11 protein-coding genes are annotated in these 15,023 nt (G+C 59.4%); 1 reads left to right on the forward strand and 10 read right to left on the reverse strand.

Going from position 1 to position 15,023, the window contains the following annotated elements:
- Positions 1-80 precede the first annotated feature (80 nt).
- Genes aaeB through aaeX form a run of 3 tightly spaced genes read right to left on the reverse strand, consistent with a single transcriptional unit; the run spans position 81 to position 3,207 of the window.
- The gene (gene aaeB, locus VGC33_RS21935; protein ID WP_331122888.1) at positions 81-2,048 is read right to left on the reverse strand and encodes a p-hydroxybenzoic acid efflux pump subunit AaeB; all 1,968 of its coding nucleotides are present in this window, start codon (positions 2,046-2,048) and stop codon (positions 81-83) included.
- 15 nt (positions 2,049-2,063) lie between these two features.
- Complete coding sequence (gene aaeA / locus VGC33_RS21940) at positions 2,064-2,966, reverse strand: p-hydroxybenzoic acid efflux pump subunit AaeA (RefSeq protein ID WP_331122912.1); 903 nt, start codon at positions 2,964-2,966, stop codon at positions 2,064-2,066.
- A gap of 37 nt (positions 2,967-3,003) precedes the next feature.
- Positions 3,004-3,207 (reverse strand): p-hydroxybenzoic acid efflux pump operon protein AaeX, encoded by a 204-nt coding sequence (gene aaeX / locus VGC33_RS21945; RefSeq protein WP_331122889.1) that lies wholly within the window; start codon positions 3,205-3,207, stop codon positions 3,004-3,006.
- Positions 3,208-3,551: 344 nt separating this feature from the next.
- On the opposite strand from aaeX, the gene aaeR reads away from it, so the two are divergent.
- The gene (gene aaeR / locus VGC33_RS21950) at positions 3,552-4,478 is read left to right on the forward strand and encodes an HTH-type transcriptional activator AaeR (RefSeq protein ID WP_331122890.1); all 927 of its coding nucleotides are present in this window, start codon (positions 3,552-3,554) and stop codon (positions 4,476-4,478) included.
- Between the two features lie 19 nt (positions 4,479-4,497).
- Here aaeR and tldD read toward each other — a convergent pair whose 3' ends face one another.
- The 7 genes from tldD to mreB form a co-directional block, all read right to left on the reverse strand.
- The gene (tldD, locus tag VGC33_RS21955) at positions 4,498-5,943 is read right to left on the reverse strand and encodes a metalloprotease TldD (protein WP_331122891.1); all 1,446 of its coding nucleotides are present in this window, start codon (positions 5,941-5,943) and stop codon (positions 4,498-4,500) included.
- A gap of 123 nt (positions 5,944-6,066) precedes the next feature.
- A complete protein-coding gene (yhdP, locus tag VGC33_RS21960; protein WP_331122892.1) occupies positions 6,067-9,876 on the reverse strand; it encodes an AsmA2 domain-containing protein YhdP in 3,810 nt (1,269 codons plus the stop codon).
- Positions 9,877-9,977: 101 nt separating this feature from the next.
- Entirely contained in the window at positions 9,978-11,447 is a 1,470-nt protein-coding gene (gene rng, locus VGC33_RS21965) for a ribonuclease G (RefSeq protein ID WP_331122893.1), read from the reverse strand.
- Positions 11,437-12,030, reverse strand: a complete 594-nt coding sequence (locus VGC33_RS21970; protein WP_331122894.1) for a Maf family protein — start codon at positions 12,028-12,030, stop codon at positions 11,437-11,439. The genes rng and VGC33_RS21970 overlap by 11 nt, the downstream gene beginning before the upstream one ends.
- 8 nt (positions 12,031-12,038) lie before the next feature.
- Complete coding sequence (mreD, locus tag VGC33_RS21975) at positions 12,039-12,527, reverse strand: rod shape-determining protein MreD (RefSeq protein WP_331122895.1); 489 nt, start codon at positions 12,525-12,527, stop codon at positions 12,039-12,041.
- Entirely contained in the window at positions 12,524-13,765 is a 1,242-nt protein-coding gene (gene mreC / locus VGC33_RS21980; RefSeq protein ID WP_331122896.1) for a rod shape-determining protein MreC, read from the reverse strand. Before mreC ends, mreD begins: the two co-directional genes overlap by 4 nt.
- Positions 13,766-13,859: 94 nt before the next feature.
- Positions 13,860-14,903, reverse strand: coding sequence for a rod shape-determining protein MreB (gene mreB, locus VGC33_RS21985; protein ID WP_004385136.1), 1,044 nt, complete (start codon positions 14,901-14,903; stop codon positions 13,860-13,862).
- Positions 14,904-15,023 lie beyond the last annotated feature (120 nt).

Here is a 15,023-nt window from a genome sequence, read left to right on the forward strand (position 1 = left end):
CGGCGTAAGAAATATGGTTTAAGTATAGATGCTGGTTGCACGATGGGGCGGCCGGGTTGGGTGAAAGCCGTCCCGGCGGGTTAATCGCTTAGGGCGTGGCGGTAGCGCAATAGCGTGTCGGTCAGGCGCCGCACCGATTCGGTGATATCGGGCGTGGCCTGGTAGTGAAGCAGTTTGTCATGATAAATGCGCAATTCCGCCAGTAATTGGTCGAAATGTTCCCCGCGGCGAATGGCGCTGCGGCTGACCAGTACCCGGTCGGCGGTGGCGCGGATCTGGCGGTGGTAGGCCGAGAGATCGGCATTGGCCGGAATATCCGCCAGGCGCAGGCGCTGGTGGATAATGATAAGCGTCAGCGCCAAACGGTATTTGGCGATATCGGTGGGGAACAGCGATAGCAGTTGAAACAGTTGCTGATACAGCGCCGGCAGATGATTTTCCCGGCGCCGGATCTTATTGGTGGACAGGGCCGATACCGCGCCGTAGACAAACCGGTTCAGCAATACCCGGCCGATACGCGCCTTGGAACCGTCCCGGATCAGCAGGATCACCAGCGCAGCCAGGCCGCAGCCGATTATCTGGCCTATGGCGCTGTCGAGAAAGGTGTTTATGGAAAAACTCATGGGATTTGCCAGCACCAGCACATTAATCGTCCCCGCCAGGGTGCCAAGGCTGCCGAGACGACGTTTTTGCACCTCGATGCCGATGATAAACGCCAGCGCCCCCAGCGCAATACACAGCAACAGCATGCTTTGCTGGGTGGCGGGCATGATCACCATATAATACAGCGCGCCAAGGGGCAGCGCCGCCGTCATGCCGATCATGAAATCCTTGCACACCATCCAGGGATTGGGCAGACGCATGGCAAGCGACGTCACCACCGCGATCATCACCATGCAGCTGCTGCCCGACGTCCAGCCGGTCCATAGCCAGAACAGGCATCCCAGCGCGGTGGCGACGCCGGTGCGCAGCCCGTTAATCATCGCGTGATGCCGCTCGGCGGAAGGGGCGGTGATAATCACCTGATCCACCAGCACCTGTTCCTCGATTTTACTGATGCGCGTATTGTTGTTGACCCCTTTCGCCAACAGCAGAAAACGGGTTGCCGCGCCCACCCAGGTATAGAGAACCTGTGGGATATCACGGGCTGGCGTGGTGGCAATCACCTGGCGCATCAGCTTCATGCGTTTGTGAATATCCCCCACGCCCTGCACCGGTTCGTTTAACAGCCGCCGCAGATGCGGCTGAATAAAATCGGGCCGCACCTGTAAAATAAGGAAGGTTTCACAGGCCTGGGTTATCAGGGTCAGCGACAGGGTGTTAATCGCCCGCAGACGCCGGCTACAGCGCTGCCAGCGCGAAGATTCCATCAGCAGGTTGCCGCGCATGCCGTCAAGGGCGGCGGTCGATTTCACCAAATCGCCCCAGGCCTTATCCACCGCTTCTTTCGCCGCGCCGTTGATGCACAGGAAAAGCAGCCGGTACTGATCCAGCAGCAACTGGTCCACCGCCCGGTCGATATCCTGTTTTATCGAGCGCGGCGAAAACAGGATATCCGCCAGGATGGCGCAAACGATGCCCAGCACGATTTCGCTACAGCGCTCAATGGCGAACTGCGGCGTGACCTGGGGCTGGCTTTGAATACTGACGATAATAATCAGCGCGGTATACCCGGCAAGTCCCAGGGCATAAGAATTCTGCACCCGCACCAGCGTGGAAATCCACATACAGCCGCCGGCCCAGATACAGCTTAACAGCAGCATGACCACCGGGGCGCGGATGGTCAGGGTAATGATCACCAGCGCCCCGGCGCAGCCGATAAAGGTGCCGACGATGCGCAGCATGCCGCGATGGCGTATGGCGCCGGCAAACGGCTCGCCGCCGGCGGCAAAGGCCGGGCCTGCGGCGACGATGGCGGCGGTGAGCACCGACCAGCGCGGCGTTTCCAGCTGGAAATGAAACCCCAGGAACAGCGCCAGCAGTATGGCGAAGGTCAGCTTGACCGCAAAACGGCAGCGGAAAAATATCGGCGCCAGCAGTTGCAACATTATCGGGCCATCCGCTTAACCGAACTCGCGCAGGCGATGCATCAGCTGCATCATCGGCGAAAGCTCGCGCCGGTCGCGATCTTTACTGCCTGTGATGACCACGGTAGCGGTGGTGCCGGCCGGATAAAGATCGCCCTGCTGCGCGTCGAGGCGGATTTTCACCGGCACCCGCTGGGCCAGACGTACCCATTCCAGATTGGAATCCACGGTCGCCATACCCTTGGCATCCACCGAACTGCTGCTGTTGGTCACCCCGGCGGAGATACTGTCCACCGTGCCGTACAGCACCCGGTTACTGCCGAGCGGCGTGATTTCCACGCGAAAGCCCGGGCGCACTTTTTCCAGTTTGGTCTCTTCCATATAGGCCAGCAGGTAGAAAGAGTTACGCTTGATCAACGCCACCGACACCGTGCCGCGGGTGATAAATTCTCCGGCGTGGACGTTGAGGTTGGTTATCCAGCCTTCGGCGGGCGCGCGCACCGTGGTGCGATCCAGGTCGATTTTCGCCAGATCCCTGACGGCCACCGCTTTTGCCAGCTGATGGCCGACGGTGGTCAAATCATTGCTGGACTGGTCGATGGCTTCCTGCGACATGGCATTGGTGCCCAACCGCAGCCGGCGTCCCGCCTCGCGGCGTTTCTCGGCCACCAGGGCCTGGTAATAATCCACATCGGCCTGGGCTTCGTCCAGCGCCTGCTGATAACGCGGCTGATCGACCACAAACAGTACCTGACCGCGCGTCACCAGCTGATTATCGCTCACCCGCACATCGGTGAGCAGGCCGCTGACATCCGGCGAAATCGCCACGATATCGGCGGTGAACTTGGCGTCCCGCGTCCAGGGCGATTCGGTATAGAACGTCCATGCCCGGAAAATGGCGACGGCGGCAATCAAGACCAACAGCAGGGTAATCGCCATCCTGATTATTTTTGTTACGACAGTTTTCACAGCGACCTCAAACGAAAAGACACGAAATCAGATAAAACACGCAGCAATATAACGCGGTATTAAACAAGGCCGGATGCCAGACGAAATCGTAAATTCCCGTCGGCTGCAATACGCGGCGTAGTAACAGGAACACCGCCATCGACACCAGCAGTTCAAAAAATACCGGTGGGAACGACAGGCCGAAGATCACCATAACCGGCAGCAAACTCATGACTTTTTCCTTACCTTTTACCGTTAACCGTGGCCGCAGTCCCCAATGGCGCTTCACACGCCGTCTGATTCACCCGGCGATCGCGGGCGGCATACGCGCAGATGAACGCGGCTAAGTATAGAACCCGGAAAGGTGATCGATGGAAATGACCGGCGGATAAAACGCCTGGAGACGGCATGGCGCGGAGACACACATAATGTTACTGTTTATTTCAATGCGATAAAGGCCGATGAAATATAGCGTGGCGACCAGCGTTCTGATGGACCGATGGGTATATAATAAGCCTTACCTACAAGGGTTTTCAATATTATGTGATCTAAATCACTTTTCACTCAGAGTTAACAATGGAAAGACTGAAACGCATGATGGTGTTTGCCAAGGTGGTGGAAGGCGGCTCTTTTACCTCCGCCGCCCGGCAGTTGCAGATGAGCGTGTCGTCCGTCAGCCAGACCGTGGCGAAACTGGAAAACGAACTCCAGGTGAAGCTGCTAAACCGCAGTACCCGCAGCCTGGGCCTGACCGAGGCCGGCAAGATTTATTACCAGGGTTGCCGCCGCATGCTGCTGGAGTTCCAGGAAGTGCATGAACAGCTTTACGCCTTTAACAACACCCCCATCGGCACGCTGCGCGTCGGCAGTTCCTCCACCATGGCCCATAATGTGTTGGCGACCATCACCGCCGATATGCTCAAGGAGTATCCGGGCCTGTCGGTTAACCTGGTGACCGGCATACCGGCGCCGGACCTGATTGCCGACGGCCTGGATCTGGTGGTGCGGGTGGGGGCGTTACAGGATTCAAGCCTGTTCTCTCGGCGTCTGGGCGCCATGCCGATGGTGGTATGCGCCGCCAAAAATTACCTGGCGACCCATGGCACGCCGGAAAAACCCAGCGATATGGTCAATTTTTCCTGGCTGGAATATGACGTCAGGCCGGACAGCGAATTCGAGCTGGTGGCGCCGGAGGGCATTACCCTGCATCTGGCGCCGCAGGGCCGCTTCGCCACCAACGACTCGCAGACGCTGATCCGCTGGCTGACCGCCGGTGCAGGCATCGCCTATGTGCCGATAATGTGGGTACTGGATGAGATCAAACAGGGCAACGTCGAGATATTATTCAGTCGCTATCTTTCCGACCCGCGGCCGGTGTATGCGGTCTATACCCAAAAAGACAAGTTACCGCTGAAGGTGCAGGTGTGCATCAACGCCCTGCAGGAGTATTTTACCAATGTTACGGCGGTTTATCAGGCGTTCCGCCAGGATACCATGTTCTGATATCCCGACGGAGCAGGACTCAGGCGGTGCCGCCGACGGTGAGGTTGTCAAGCTTGAGCGTGGGCTGGCCTACGCCGACCGGCACGCTTTGGCCTTCCTTGCCGCAGACGCCAACTCCTTTGTCCAGTGCCAGATCGTTGCCGACCATCGAGATTTGCTGCATCGCCTCGATGCCGGAGCCGATGAGCGTCGCCCCTTTTACCGGGCTGGTTACCCGGCCGTTTTCGATGAGATAGGCCTCGGAGGTGGAGAACACGAATTTGCCGGAGGTAATATCCACCTGGCCGCCGCCGAAATTGGGCGCATACAGGCCATATTCGACGCTGGCGATGATCTCCTCGGGGGTGGACTGGCCGGCCAGCATATAGGTATTGGTCATGCGCGGCATCGGCAGCGAGGCGTAAGACTCGCGGCGCCCGTTGCCGGTGGGCGCGACGCCCATCAGCCTGGCGTTGAGCTTATCCTGCATATACCCTTTGAGGATCCCGTTTTCAATCAGCATATTATACTGCCCCGGCACCCCTTCATCATCAATGGCCAGCGAACCGCGCAGGCCGGCCAACGTGCCGTCGTCCACCACGGTACATAACGGCGAGGCCACCAGTTGCCCCATCTGGCCGCTGAACACCGAGCTGCCGCGGCGGTTGAAATCGCCTTCCAGACCGTGGCCGACCGCTTCATGGAGCAGCACGCCCGGCCAGCCGGCGCCCAGCACCACCGGCATGGCGCCGGCCGGCGCCGCCACAGCGGACAGGTTAATCAGCGCCATGCGCACCGCTTCCCGCGCCCAGCTGTCGGCACGCACCTCGCCATTGTCGCTGGCAAGGAAGAAGTCATAACCGAAACGGCCGCCGCCGCCGCTGGAGCCGCGCTCACGCTTACCGTCCTGCTCAACCTGGACGCTGATGGACAAACGCACCAGCGGGCGCACATCCGCCGCCAGGGTACCGTCGCTGGCCGCCACCAGTACCTGCTCGTATACGCCGGACAGGCTGGCATTCACTTCCTGCACCCGGGGATCGGCGGCGCGCGCCACCTTATCCACCCGATGCAATAAGGCGATTTTTTCTTCACGCGGCAGGCTGTTAAGCGGGTCAAGCAGCGGATACAGGGATTTATACGGCACTTCGCCCAGGGTATGCACCCGGCCGTTGCCCTGTTCCTTGACGATGCTGCGCGCCGCGTTGACGCTCAGCTGCAGCGCGTTGAGAGTGAGCTGATCGGCATAGGCAAACCCGGTTTTTTCACCGCTGACCGCGCGCACGCCGACGCCCTGGTCAATGTTATAGGATCCATCCTTGATAATGCCGTCTTCGATAACCCAGGACTCATGGTAGCTGGATTGGAAATAGAGATCGGCATAATCCAGACGGCGTTCGGTCATCTGTCCCAACAGGGAAAAGAGATCCTCGTGACTCAGGTTGTTGGCCGCGAGTAATTGCTCACTGACAAAAGTCAGACTCATAGGTTTTCACTCTTGTAGATGATGGAATGGCCAGCAACGGCTGGAATAATAATTTTACTAACAATCGTTATAGTCATATTTATAGACTGCGGCATTAAAGCGCCGCCGTCAAATCCAGGCTGATTATTTACCTTTGGCCGTAGGCGTGCGCGGCTGGCGCAGCACTTCCTCGATTTTCGGCTCATCCAGGCTGCCGGTAATGTGATAACGGATCACCGAGATTTTGTTCCACAGCGGCGCCAGTACTTTGCTGGCGGCGAATACCGCGGCGCCGACCACCGGATTAATGGCGAACGCGGCGGCAACGCCGACGGTTGCGGAAATTTCCGGTGCTATAACCGCTTCCATATCAATGCGCTGCGCGTTTAAATCCACCTGCCCGCTCATGGCGATATCCGCCTCCAACCCGTCGATCAGCGAGTCGTTGGTGTGGAGTACGCCGTCTTTAATCCAGGCGGTGCCTTTGATGGAGTCGAAATAGAATCCTTTGCCGAAGGTATCGCGGAAATCGAACTGGAGCTTGCGCAGCAGCGCGTCGAAGCTTATCAGGCGCAACAGCCTGCCCGCCTGGCCGCTGCTGATATTATCTATCTTGCCTTTGCCGAGATTGGTATGCAATACGCCGTTCAGGCTGGCGATATCCGGGGCCCAGGGCGCCGACTGCCAGTGCAGATCGTAATCCAGGTTAAATGGCGCGTCGCGCAATGGGGTGTCGATACCGATATAATCCGCCGCCTCACCGATGTTTTTTCCGCTTAGCTTGCCTTTGAGCGAGGTCAGGTTTTGCCGGCCGGTGCGGGTCCATCCGCCATCAAGCGTCAGCCGGGACCTGCCGGTGTCCACCAGGCCATGGCTCAGCGCCAACGTGTTTTTCTGCGGTGTCACATCGGCCTCGACCCGGCCGAGGTTTTGCCCAAGCAGCCAGCACTCCTGGCAGCGCAGCTGCAACGCCGGCCAGTCGCTGAAGCCGCTCGTCGCGGCGTCATTGTCAAACAGCGTCTCCTGCGCCGCGCCGCTCTGCGGCCATAGCGGATTATAATAAAGGTAGCGGATATCGGCCCGCCATGGGCCTTGGCCGGCTATCAACAGCTTACCGTCGATTTCCTTGCCGCGCGCCTCCACGGCGCTGCCGCCGAAGGTATTGTTGCGCGTCAGCGACAGCTGATGCCATTGCTGGCCCGCCAGGGTCAATACCGGGGTATTAAGCGTCAGGGCGTCCGGGAAACGAAACCGGCTGGCTACCGTTTTGCCTACCGAGCGCGACTGCGGCGTCATCAGCGCCAGCCATTTTTCGCCGTCCAGCGCCGGCAGATTCAGCGTCAGGCTTTTCCCCTGGGGTAGCGGGGGGATCTTGGCGTTGTCGCCGGCCCAGGCGCCGCGCGCAAGCGTGACCTGTTTGCCCAACTGCCATTCGCTGTTGAAGGCGTTATTCTTGCCGGCATGTCCGCTCAGGGTAAAACCCGTCAGGCCGCCCTGGGCCTTGATGGCTAATGGAAACGGCTGGCCGGCCGGTTTATCCAGCGGAGCGGGTAAGTGACTGCTTACATTTTTTAAATCGGCGGTAACGTCCACGTTATACGCCGGCTTGCCTTGCAGCGGCAACGTCACGGCAATGATGCTCTGCCAGGAGGCATGGCCGCCCAAGGCCTGCGCTATGGGCTGCGGCAGGCCGGACAAGTGGCTCACCGACCAGTCCCCTTGCATATCGACATTGATATCAACGCCTTTTGGCTGCTCTTGCGTGTTGAAACGCACCGCCACCGGCTGCCCCAGCCACTGCGCCGACAGCAGATCGCTGTCCAGATTGCCGTTATGGTAGCGGAACTGGCCGGTCAGCTCTTTCATGGCGGTGCCCAGCGGTTTTATCAGCAGGGTATTTTTCGCCAAATTCACCTTGCCCGACGCGGTAACCGGCTTGCCGTCCAGGGGTATTGATAGGTGTAAGTCCCCACTAACATTGCCGCCGACCTGGAGTTCCTCCAGGGCCGAGCCGAGTGATTTTTGCAGCGGTGTCTGGTTGAAATAGGCGCCGATGGACGGGCCGGCCCCGTTGATGTCCGCATCCACCAGCAGCAATTCCCTGGAATAATCGGGGATCGCCGCCACGATATTGCTGCCGGTCGCCTCGCCCAGTTTGGTCTGCGGCGCGCGCATAAACAGCCCGTCGTTCAGGAAATCCAGGTCGATGTCCAGGTCGGTCAGATGCGGCCAGCCGGGTTCGAATTCGTAATCCGCGTGGCGCAGCGGCACCAGTACTTCAAATTGCCCGTCGTTATGTTTGAAGGGAAATTGTTTGGGATTGCCGGCAAACACCAGCGTGGCGTTATCCACCTGCCCGCCCTTCAACGCGCCGGTGAGGTAATTGACCAGGTGGGTGCCCATCAGCGGCTCGGGGAAATAGCGCCAGGCCTGGGCCGCGTCGTACAGGCGCAGGCCGGAAAGCACGTCCAGCCACGGTTCGCCATTGACGGGTTTGTGGAAATAAAAATCACCGGTCGCCCATAGCGAGGTGGCCCGCAGATCGATATCCTTGCCCCATAGCTTCAGCCCTTGCTCATCATTGCGCCAGTCAAGGGCAACCCTGGCCCGCTGTACCTCCAGCGGCGCGCGGAACATACCCTGATAAGGCAGGGTACTGTTATCCAGCGCCAGGTTTAGCCGGCCGGCGGCAAGCGTGCCGGCTACCGAACCGCCGACATGATCCATCCCCGGCAGCAGTTGCCACTGCTGCCAGCTGAGATCGCGCCAGTCGCTTTGGAAACGGATTTTTTCCGGGTTATTCAGCGGAATATCCAGCGCCAGGGTCGACAATACCCCTTTGGGCCGCAGATCCTGCCAGCGGGCGCGCAGGTTGGGCGTGATAATGGATATCAGCGGCAGGAAGGGGCTGAACCGCTGCAGTTCCAGGTTTTTCGCCCGCAGGCGGATTTCGCCCGCCCGGTCGGGGGCGAAGAGATGGTTTTTTTCCGGCAGCCAGAACAGCGAGAGCGCGCCGGGCGCCCAGGATTCGCCGTCGGTGGTGACATTCAGCTCCGGCACGTCCATTTGCCAGCCGTCCCCCTGTTTGCTCAGGCGCAGGGCCAGTTTCGCCACGTCCAGGCGATGGTCCTGGGTCCCGTCCCGCCAGTTGGCCGTCCCCTGGCTGAAAAAGGCATCGCCGCCGGTAATATCGCCATGATCCAGACTCAGCCAGGCGGCCAGGCTGAAATCAGCCCGCAGCAAACCGGTCTGGCTTTGCGCCCACTGGCTGAACCACGGCTTGAGGTTGATATCATCGGCGCGCAGATAGATCTTGCCGTTGTCCAGCAGACCGTTTTCGTCATTGAGATCCATGCGCAGCTGGATCGCCCCCTGCGGCACATCGACGTTGGACATGGCTATCTGCCCTTCCGCCCGGTGGCGTTGGCGGGAATTGAGCCAGGTCAGCTGGGGCACCGAAAGTTTGGTGCGCTCGCCCGAGGGTGTCAGGAAAGAGAGTTCGCTGTCGCGCAGAATAAAGTGGTCGAACTGATGTAAAAACAGATCGGAAAGCTTATCGGATTTAATCGGGCTGCCCTGATGATCGCGGCCCAACAGGGTGGTATTCAAATCCAGTTGCAGTCGATAAAACGTCACGTCGCGAAATTGCCAGCGCCAGTGCAGCAGCGATTGCCAGACATCCAGGGCGAGCGTGACGCGCTGGATGCGCAACTGTTCATCGGCGGTAACGGATTCAATGGCGCGGATATCGAGCGTCGGGCCGAAGGACTGCCAGGCGCCGTTCATCTCGCGGATCTGGACATTCAGTCCGCTGGCGGCGTTAATGGTTTGGACAATCTGCGGGCGAAAGCTGTCCAGATGGGGCAACGCCAGGCGTAACGCACTGACCGCTAACGCCACCAGGACAATCAGGGTTGCACAAAGGGCCAGCAATATCCCCGGCAGTCGCTTCACGCCTTTCTCCTTGCCTCCCACCGCACCGTTGGCGGGAAGTATTTATTTTTATCTCCCGCCCGCGCGTGCTGCACTTTGCCGGGCCAGAATCATCTGCCTCACTACATCATCACGACGTCGAACTGTTCCTGGCTATAGAGCGGTTCAATCTGCACCTTCACCTGCTTGCCGACAAAAATTTCCACTTCCGCCAGCGCATGGGACTCATCGCTTTTCAGCGCTTCGCCCACCGCCGCCGAGGCGTATACCAAAAAACGGTCGGATTCGTAAGCGTGATGCACCCGCACGATCTCGCGCATGATTTCATAACAGACGGTTTCGATGGTCTTCACCGTGCCGCGGCCATGACAGGTCAGACACTCGCTGCACAGCACATGTTCAATACTTTCCCGGGTGCGCTTGCGGGTCATCTCCACCAGGCCGAGCTGGGAAAAACCGTTAATGCCGGTTTTCACCCGGTCCTTGCTTAACGCCTGCTCCAGGGAATGCAGCACGCGACGCCGGTGCTCCTCATTCACCATATCGATAAAATCAATGATAATAATGCCGCCCAGGTTGCGCAACCGCAGCTGACGGGCAATGGCCTGGGTGGCCTCGATATTGGTGTTGAAGATGGTTTCATCCAGGTTTCGATGGCCGACGAACGCGCCGGTGTTGATATCAATGGTGGTCATCGCCTCGGTCTGGTCGATGATAAGATACCCGCCCGACTTCAGTTCGACTTTACGTTCCAGGGAGCGCTGGATTTCGTTTTCCACGTCATAAAGATCAAAGATCGGCTGTTTGCCGTTGTAATGTTCCAGCTTATGGGTCATCTCCGGAATATATTCACCGGTAAACTCCACCAGCAGATCAAAGGTCAGACGCGAGTCGACCCGGATGCGGTCAAGCGCGGCGCCGGCGAAATCGCGCAGTATTCTTTGCGCCAGCGCCAGTTCGCCATAGAGCATGTATTTGCTCTGGTTGCGGCGCTTGCGCTCCATGACCTTGGTCCACAGGCGTTTAAGAAAAGCGGCGTCCTGGGCCAGTTCTTCCTCGCCGATACCTTCCGCCGCGGTGCGGATAATAAATCCGCCGTGCTCGTCGCAGTAATCCGCCACGGTGCGTTTAAGGCGTTCGCGTTCTTCCTCGCTATCAATGCGCTGGGAGACGCCGACATGGGACGCCCCGGGCATAAACACCAGATAACGCGAGGGCAGCGTGATGTCGGTGGTCAGACGCGCCCCTTTGGTGCCCAACGGATCCTTGACCACCTGCACCATGATGTCCTGGCCTTGCCTGACCAGTTCGGCGATGTCACGCACATGGAAGTTTTTCTGCTCTTCGCCGGCAACGCATTCGGTATGCGGCATGATATCGGACGCATGCAAAAATGCCGCTTTATCCAGGCCGATATCGACAAACGCCGCCTGCATGCCCGGCAGCACGCGGCTGACCCGGCCTTTATAGATATTACCGACAATACCCCGCCGGGCCTCACGCTCAATGTGAATTTCCTGCAGGATACCGCCATCGATATAAGCGACCCGCGTTTCGGAAGGGGTGATATTGACCAGTAATTCAGCAGCCATGTTGTCCTCTCAGACTACGTAAAGCAATGAACTGGCAAAGCAATTCAGCGGTTTCCACCAGCGGCAATCCCACCACGCCATGATAGCTTCCATTGATAGCCCTGACAAAAACCCCGCCCAAGCCCTGGATGCCGTAAGCACCGGCTTTATCCATGGGTTCACCGGTTGCAATATAGCGATCAATCTCCTGCGGCGACAACCGGCGGAAAGTGACCTCGGTCACGACGCTGCGGCAAAGCTGATGATTGTCGTCGGCGAAGGCGACGGCCGTCATCACCTGATGGCGTTGACCTGAGAGGGCCGTTAACATCTCGGCGGCGTGGCTGCCGTCGCGCGGCTTTTCCAATATGCGGCCGTCGAGCACCACGATGGTGTCCGCTCCCAGCACCGGACGCGGCTCGGGGGCCGCAGCCACACCGGCCTGCGCCTTTTCCAGCGCCAGGCGGCGCACATACTCCGGCGCGGGTTCATCCGCGCGACGCAGTTCGGCAACCGGGGCGGCCAGCACGTCGAAAGGAACGCCCAGCAAAGCAAGCAGTTCCCTGCGCCTGGGTGAGCCGGAAGCCAGATATATCGCGGTCATAACAGCCTCTATTGCACGGAAAACTGGCGGCGTACTTTGCGCATCAGTAAAAATAGCCACGGCCATAACATGCCGTCAACGACGCTGCTCCAGAAAATTTCCGGCCTGAGTGTAATATTAATCACCAGGAATTCAGCCCAGAACACTATCACGTGCATAGACAATGATAGCATTACCACGATCAGCGACTGCTGCCATAGGGCCATATTCCTGAATAACTGGAATTTAAACACCACCAGGTAAGCCAGGATGCTTAACGCCAGCGCCCTGACGCCCAGGATGGAGCCCAGGATTAAATCCATGATGAGCCCCAGCACAAAGCCGGTGCCGACATTAACCCGGTGCGGTATCGCCATCACCCAATAAATCAGCACCAGGCTGAGCCATGAAGGCCGGAACAGGTAAAGCTGCTCCGGCCACGGCATGATTTGCAGCACGATGGCGATAAGAAAGGAGAACCAGATGACCCAGGTGCCGTTGCGGCGATAGCGGTTCATTGCCGGGACCCGGAAAATGGATTTACCGCCGGCGCGGGCCGCCCCGAGGACGGCGCCGTGCGGTTGGACGCCGGGGCATTACTGTCGGGAGGCGTACGGCCGGCGGTCGGCGCGCTGCCGGCGGGTGGGGTACGATTGGACGCCGGCGCGGCGTTATCCGGCGTGGAGCGATTGGCCGCCGGCGCGGCGCGGCCCGAGGCCGGACGATTGGCCGCCGGCGCATTGCCGACCGGCGCGGCGCGGGTCGACCCCGGCCTGGCGTCCGCCGCGGGCGTAGCGGCGGCGGGCGCGCTTGCTGGCGCGGCCGGTCCCATAATGGTGGTATCCTGGGACGGCAACACCTGCGGCATCATCTGCATCAGGCGTTCATTGGCTACCCGATGGACTTCAGCCGGCGCCAGCGGCACCTCGCCCCGGGGATCGGCGCCCCACAGCAACAGCAGATAACGCAGCCGCTGCAGCTGGGCGGTCGGCCTGGCCTGGATGACGGTATAGGCGCGCTGGGTATCCACCTTCACGGATGAGACCACCCCCACCGGATACCCTTCGGGGAAACGGCCGCCAAGGCCCGAGGTGACAAGCACATCGCCGACGCGGATATCGGTATTGCCCGGCAGATGCTCCAGCTGCAGGTCTTCCGTGCATCCGTTGCCGGCCACAATCACCCGGATATCGTTGCGCAATACCTGTATCGGCAAGGCATGGGACGCATCGCAGATAAGCAATACCCGGCTGGTCATTTTGCCGGCGGCCACCACCTGGCCTACCACGCCTTTATCGCTGATAACCGGCTGGCCGACGTAAACGCCGCTGTCCAGTCCTTTATCAATCACGACCTGATCGCTGTAAGGATCGGTGCTGGTCGAAATGACCTGGGCGACCATTTTCTGCTCGTCCTGGCGCAGGGGGGAGCCGAGCAGCTCGCGCAGCCGCGCGTTTTCCTGGCGGAATTGGCCCAACAGCAGCTGCTCGCTGTTTCTGAGCAGCAGTTCCTGGCGCAGGGTGTGGTTCTCCTGCTCAAGCTGGCCGCGCGACGCCAGCGTTTCCGAGACGTTGTCCAGCATCTTGCGCGGGCCGTTGGCCAGAAAATAGAACGGACTGACGGCGGTATCCATGTATGTGCGTATCTGCACAAAGGTCCCGAGCCGGCTGTCGGCGATAATAATGGCGATAGCAACCATCACGGCCAGAAACAGTCGGAGTTGCAGAGAAGGTCCTCTGCTGAATATCGGCTTCATAAGCTAGGCATTTTCCTCAACAAAAAAGGGGGGCGCCGACCAGGATGAGAAATCTCAGCGTTCACCCGGGTGGTTCCCCCCTTTTCGAGGCAGGTTATTCTTCGCTGAACAAATCACCGCCGTGCATATCGATCATCTCCAATGCCTTGCCGCCGCCGCGGGCGACGCAGGTAAGAGGATCTTCCGCCACCACCACAGGTATGCCGGTCTCTTCCATCAGCAGTCGATCGAGATTGCGCAGCAACGCGCCGCCGCCGGTCAGGACCATGCCGCGCTCGGAAATATCGGAGGCCAGCTCGGGCGGACACTGTTCCAGCGCCACCATCACCGCGCTCACGATACCGGTCAACGGCTCCTGCAACGCTTCAAGGATTTCATTGGAGTTCAGGGTAAAGCCCCGCGGCACACCTTCCGCCAGATTGCGGCCGCGCACTTCGATTTCCCTGACTTCATCGCCCGGATAGGCGGATCCGATTTCATGCTTGATGCGTTCGGCGGTGGCTTCGCCAATTAATGAACCGTAATTGCGGCGCACGTAATTAATAATAGCCTCATCGAAGCGATCGCCGCCAATACGCACGGAAGAAGAGTAGACCACACCGTTAAGGGAGATCACCGCCACTTCCGTGGTGCCGCCGCCGATATCCACCACCATGGAGCCGGTGGCTTCGGACACCGGCAGCCCCGCGCCGATGGCCGCGGCCATGGGTTCCTCAATCAGGAACACCTCGCGCGCGCCCGCCCCCTGGGCCGATTCACGAATCGCGCGGCGTTCCACCTGGGTGGCGCCGACGGGAACGCAGACCAGCACGCGCGGGCTGGGGCGCATAAAGCTGTTGCTGTGGACCTGTTTGATAAAGTGCTGCAGCATTTTTTCGGTGACGAAGAAATCCGCGATGACGCCATCCTTCATCGGACGAATCGCCGCGATATTGCCGGGGGTGCGCCCCAGCATCTGTTTGGCTTCATGGCCTACGGCGGCAACGCTTTTAGGCGATCCGGCGCGATCCTGACGAATCGCGACGACGGAGGGTTCATTCAGGACAATGCCCTGTCCTTTTACATAAATCAGGGTATTGGCTGTACCCAGGTCGATGGACAAGTCGTTGGAAAACATGCCACGAAATTTTTTAAACATAACTGAAGGATAATCCTGCAAGCTGGGGCGAAAGATAAAATCCGCCTACTTTACCAACCACGAGAAGCAGCGGCAAGGCGCAATAACGCGCTGCTTCAATGAAAATACGTCCTCTTTAAC

This window comes from Acerihabitans sp. (assembly GCF_036398755.1).
In the GTDB taxonomy this organism is placed as follows: Bacteria; Pseudomonadota; Gammaproteobacteria; order Enterobacterales; family Enterobacteriaceae; genus Acerihabitans.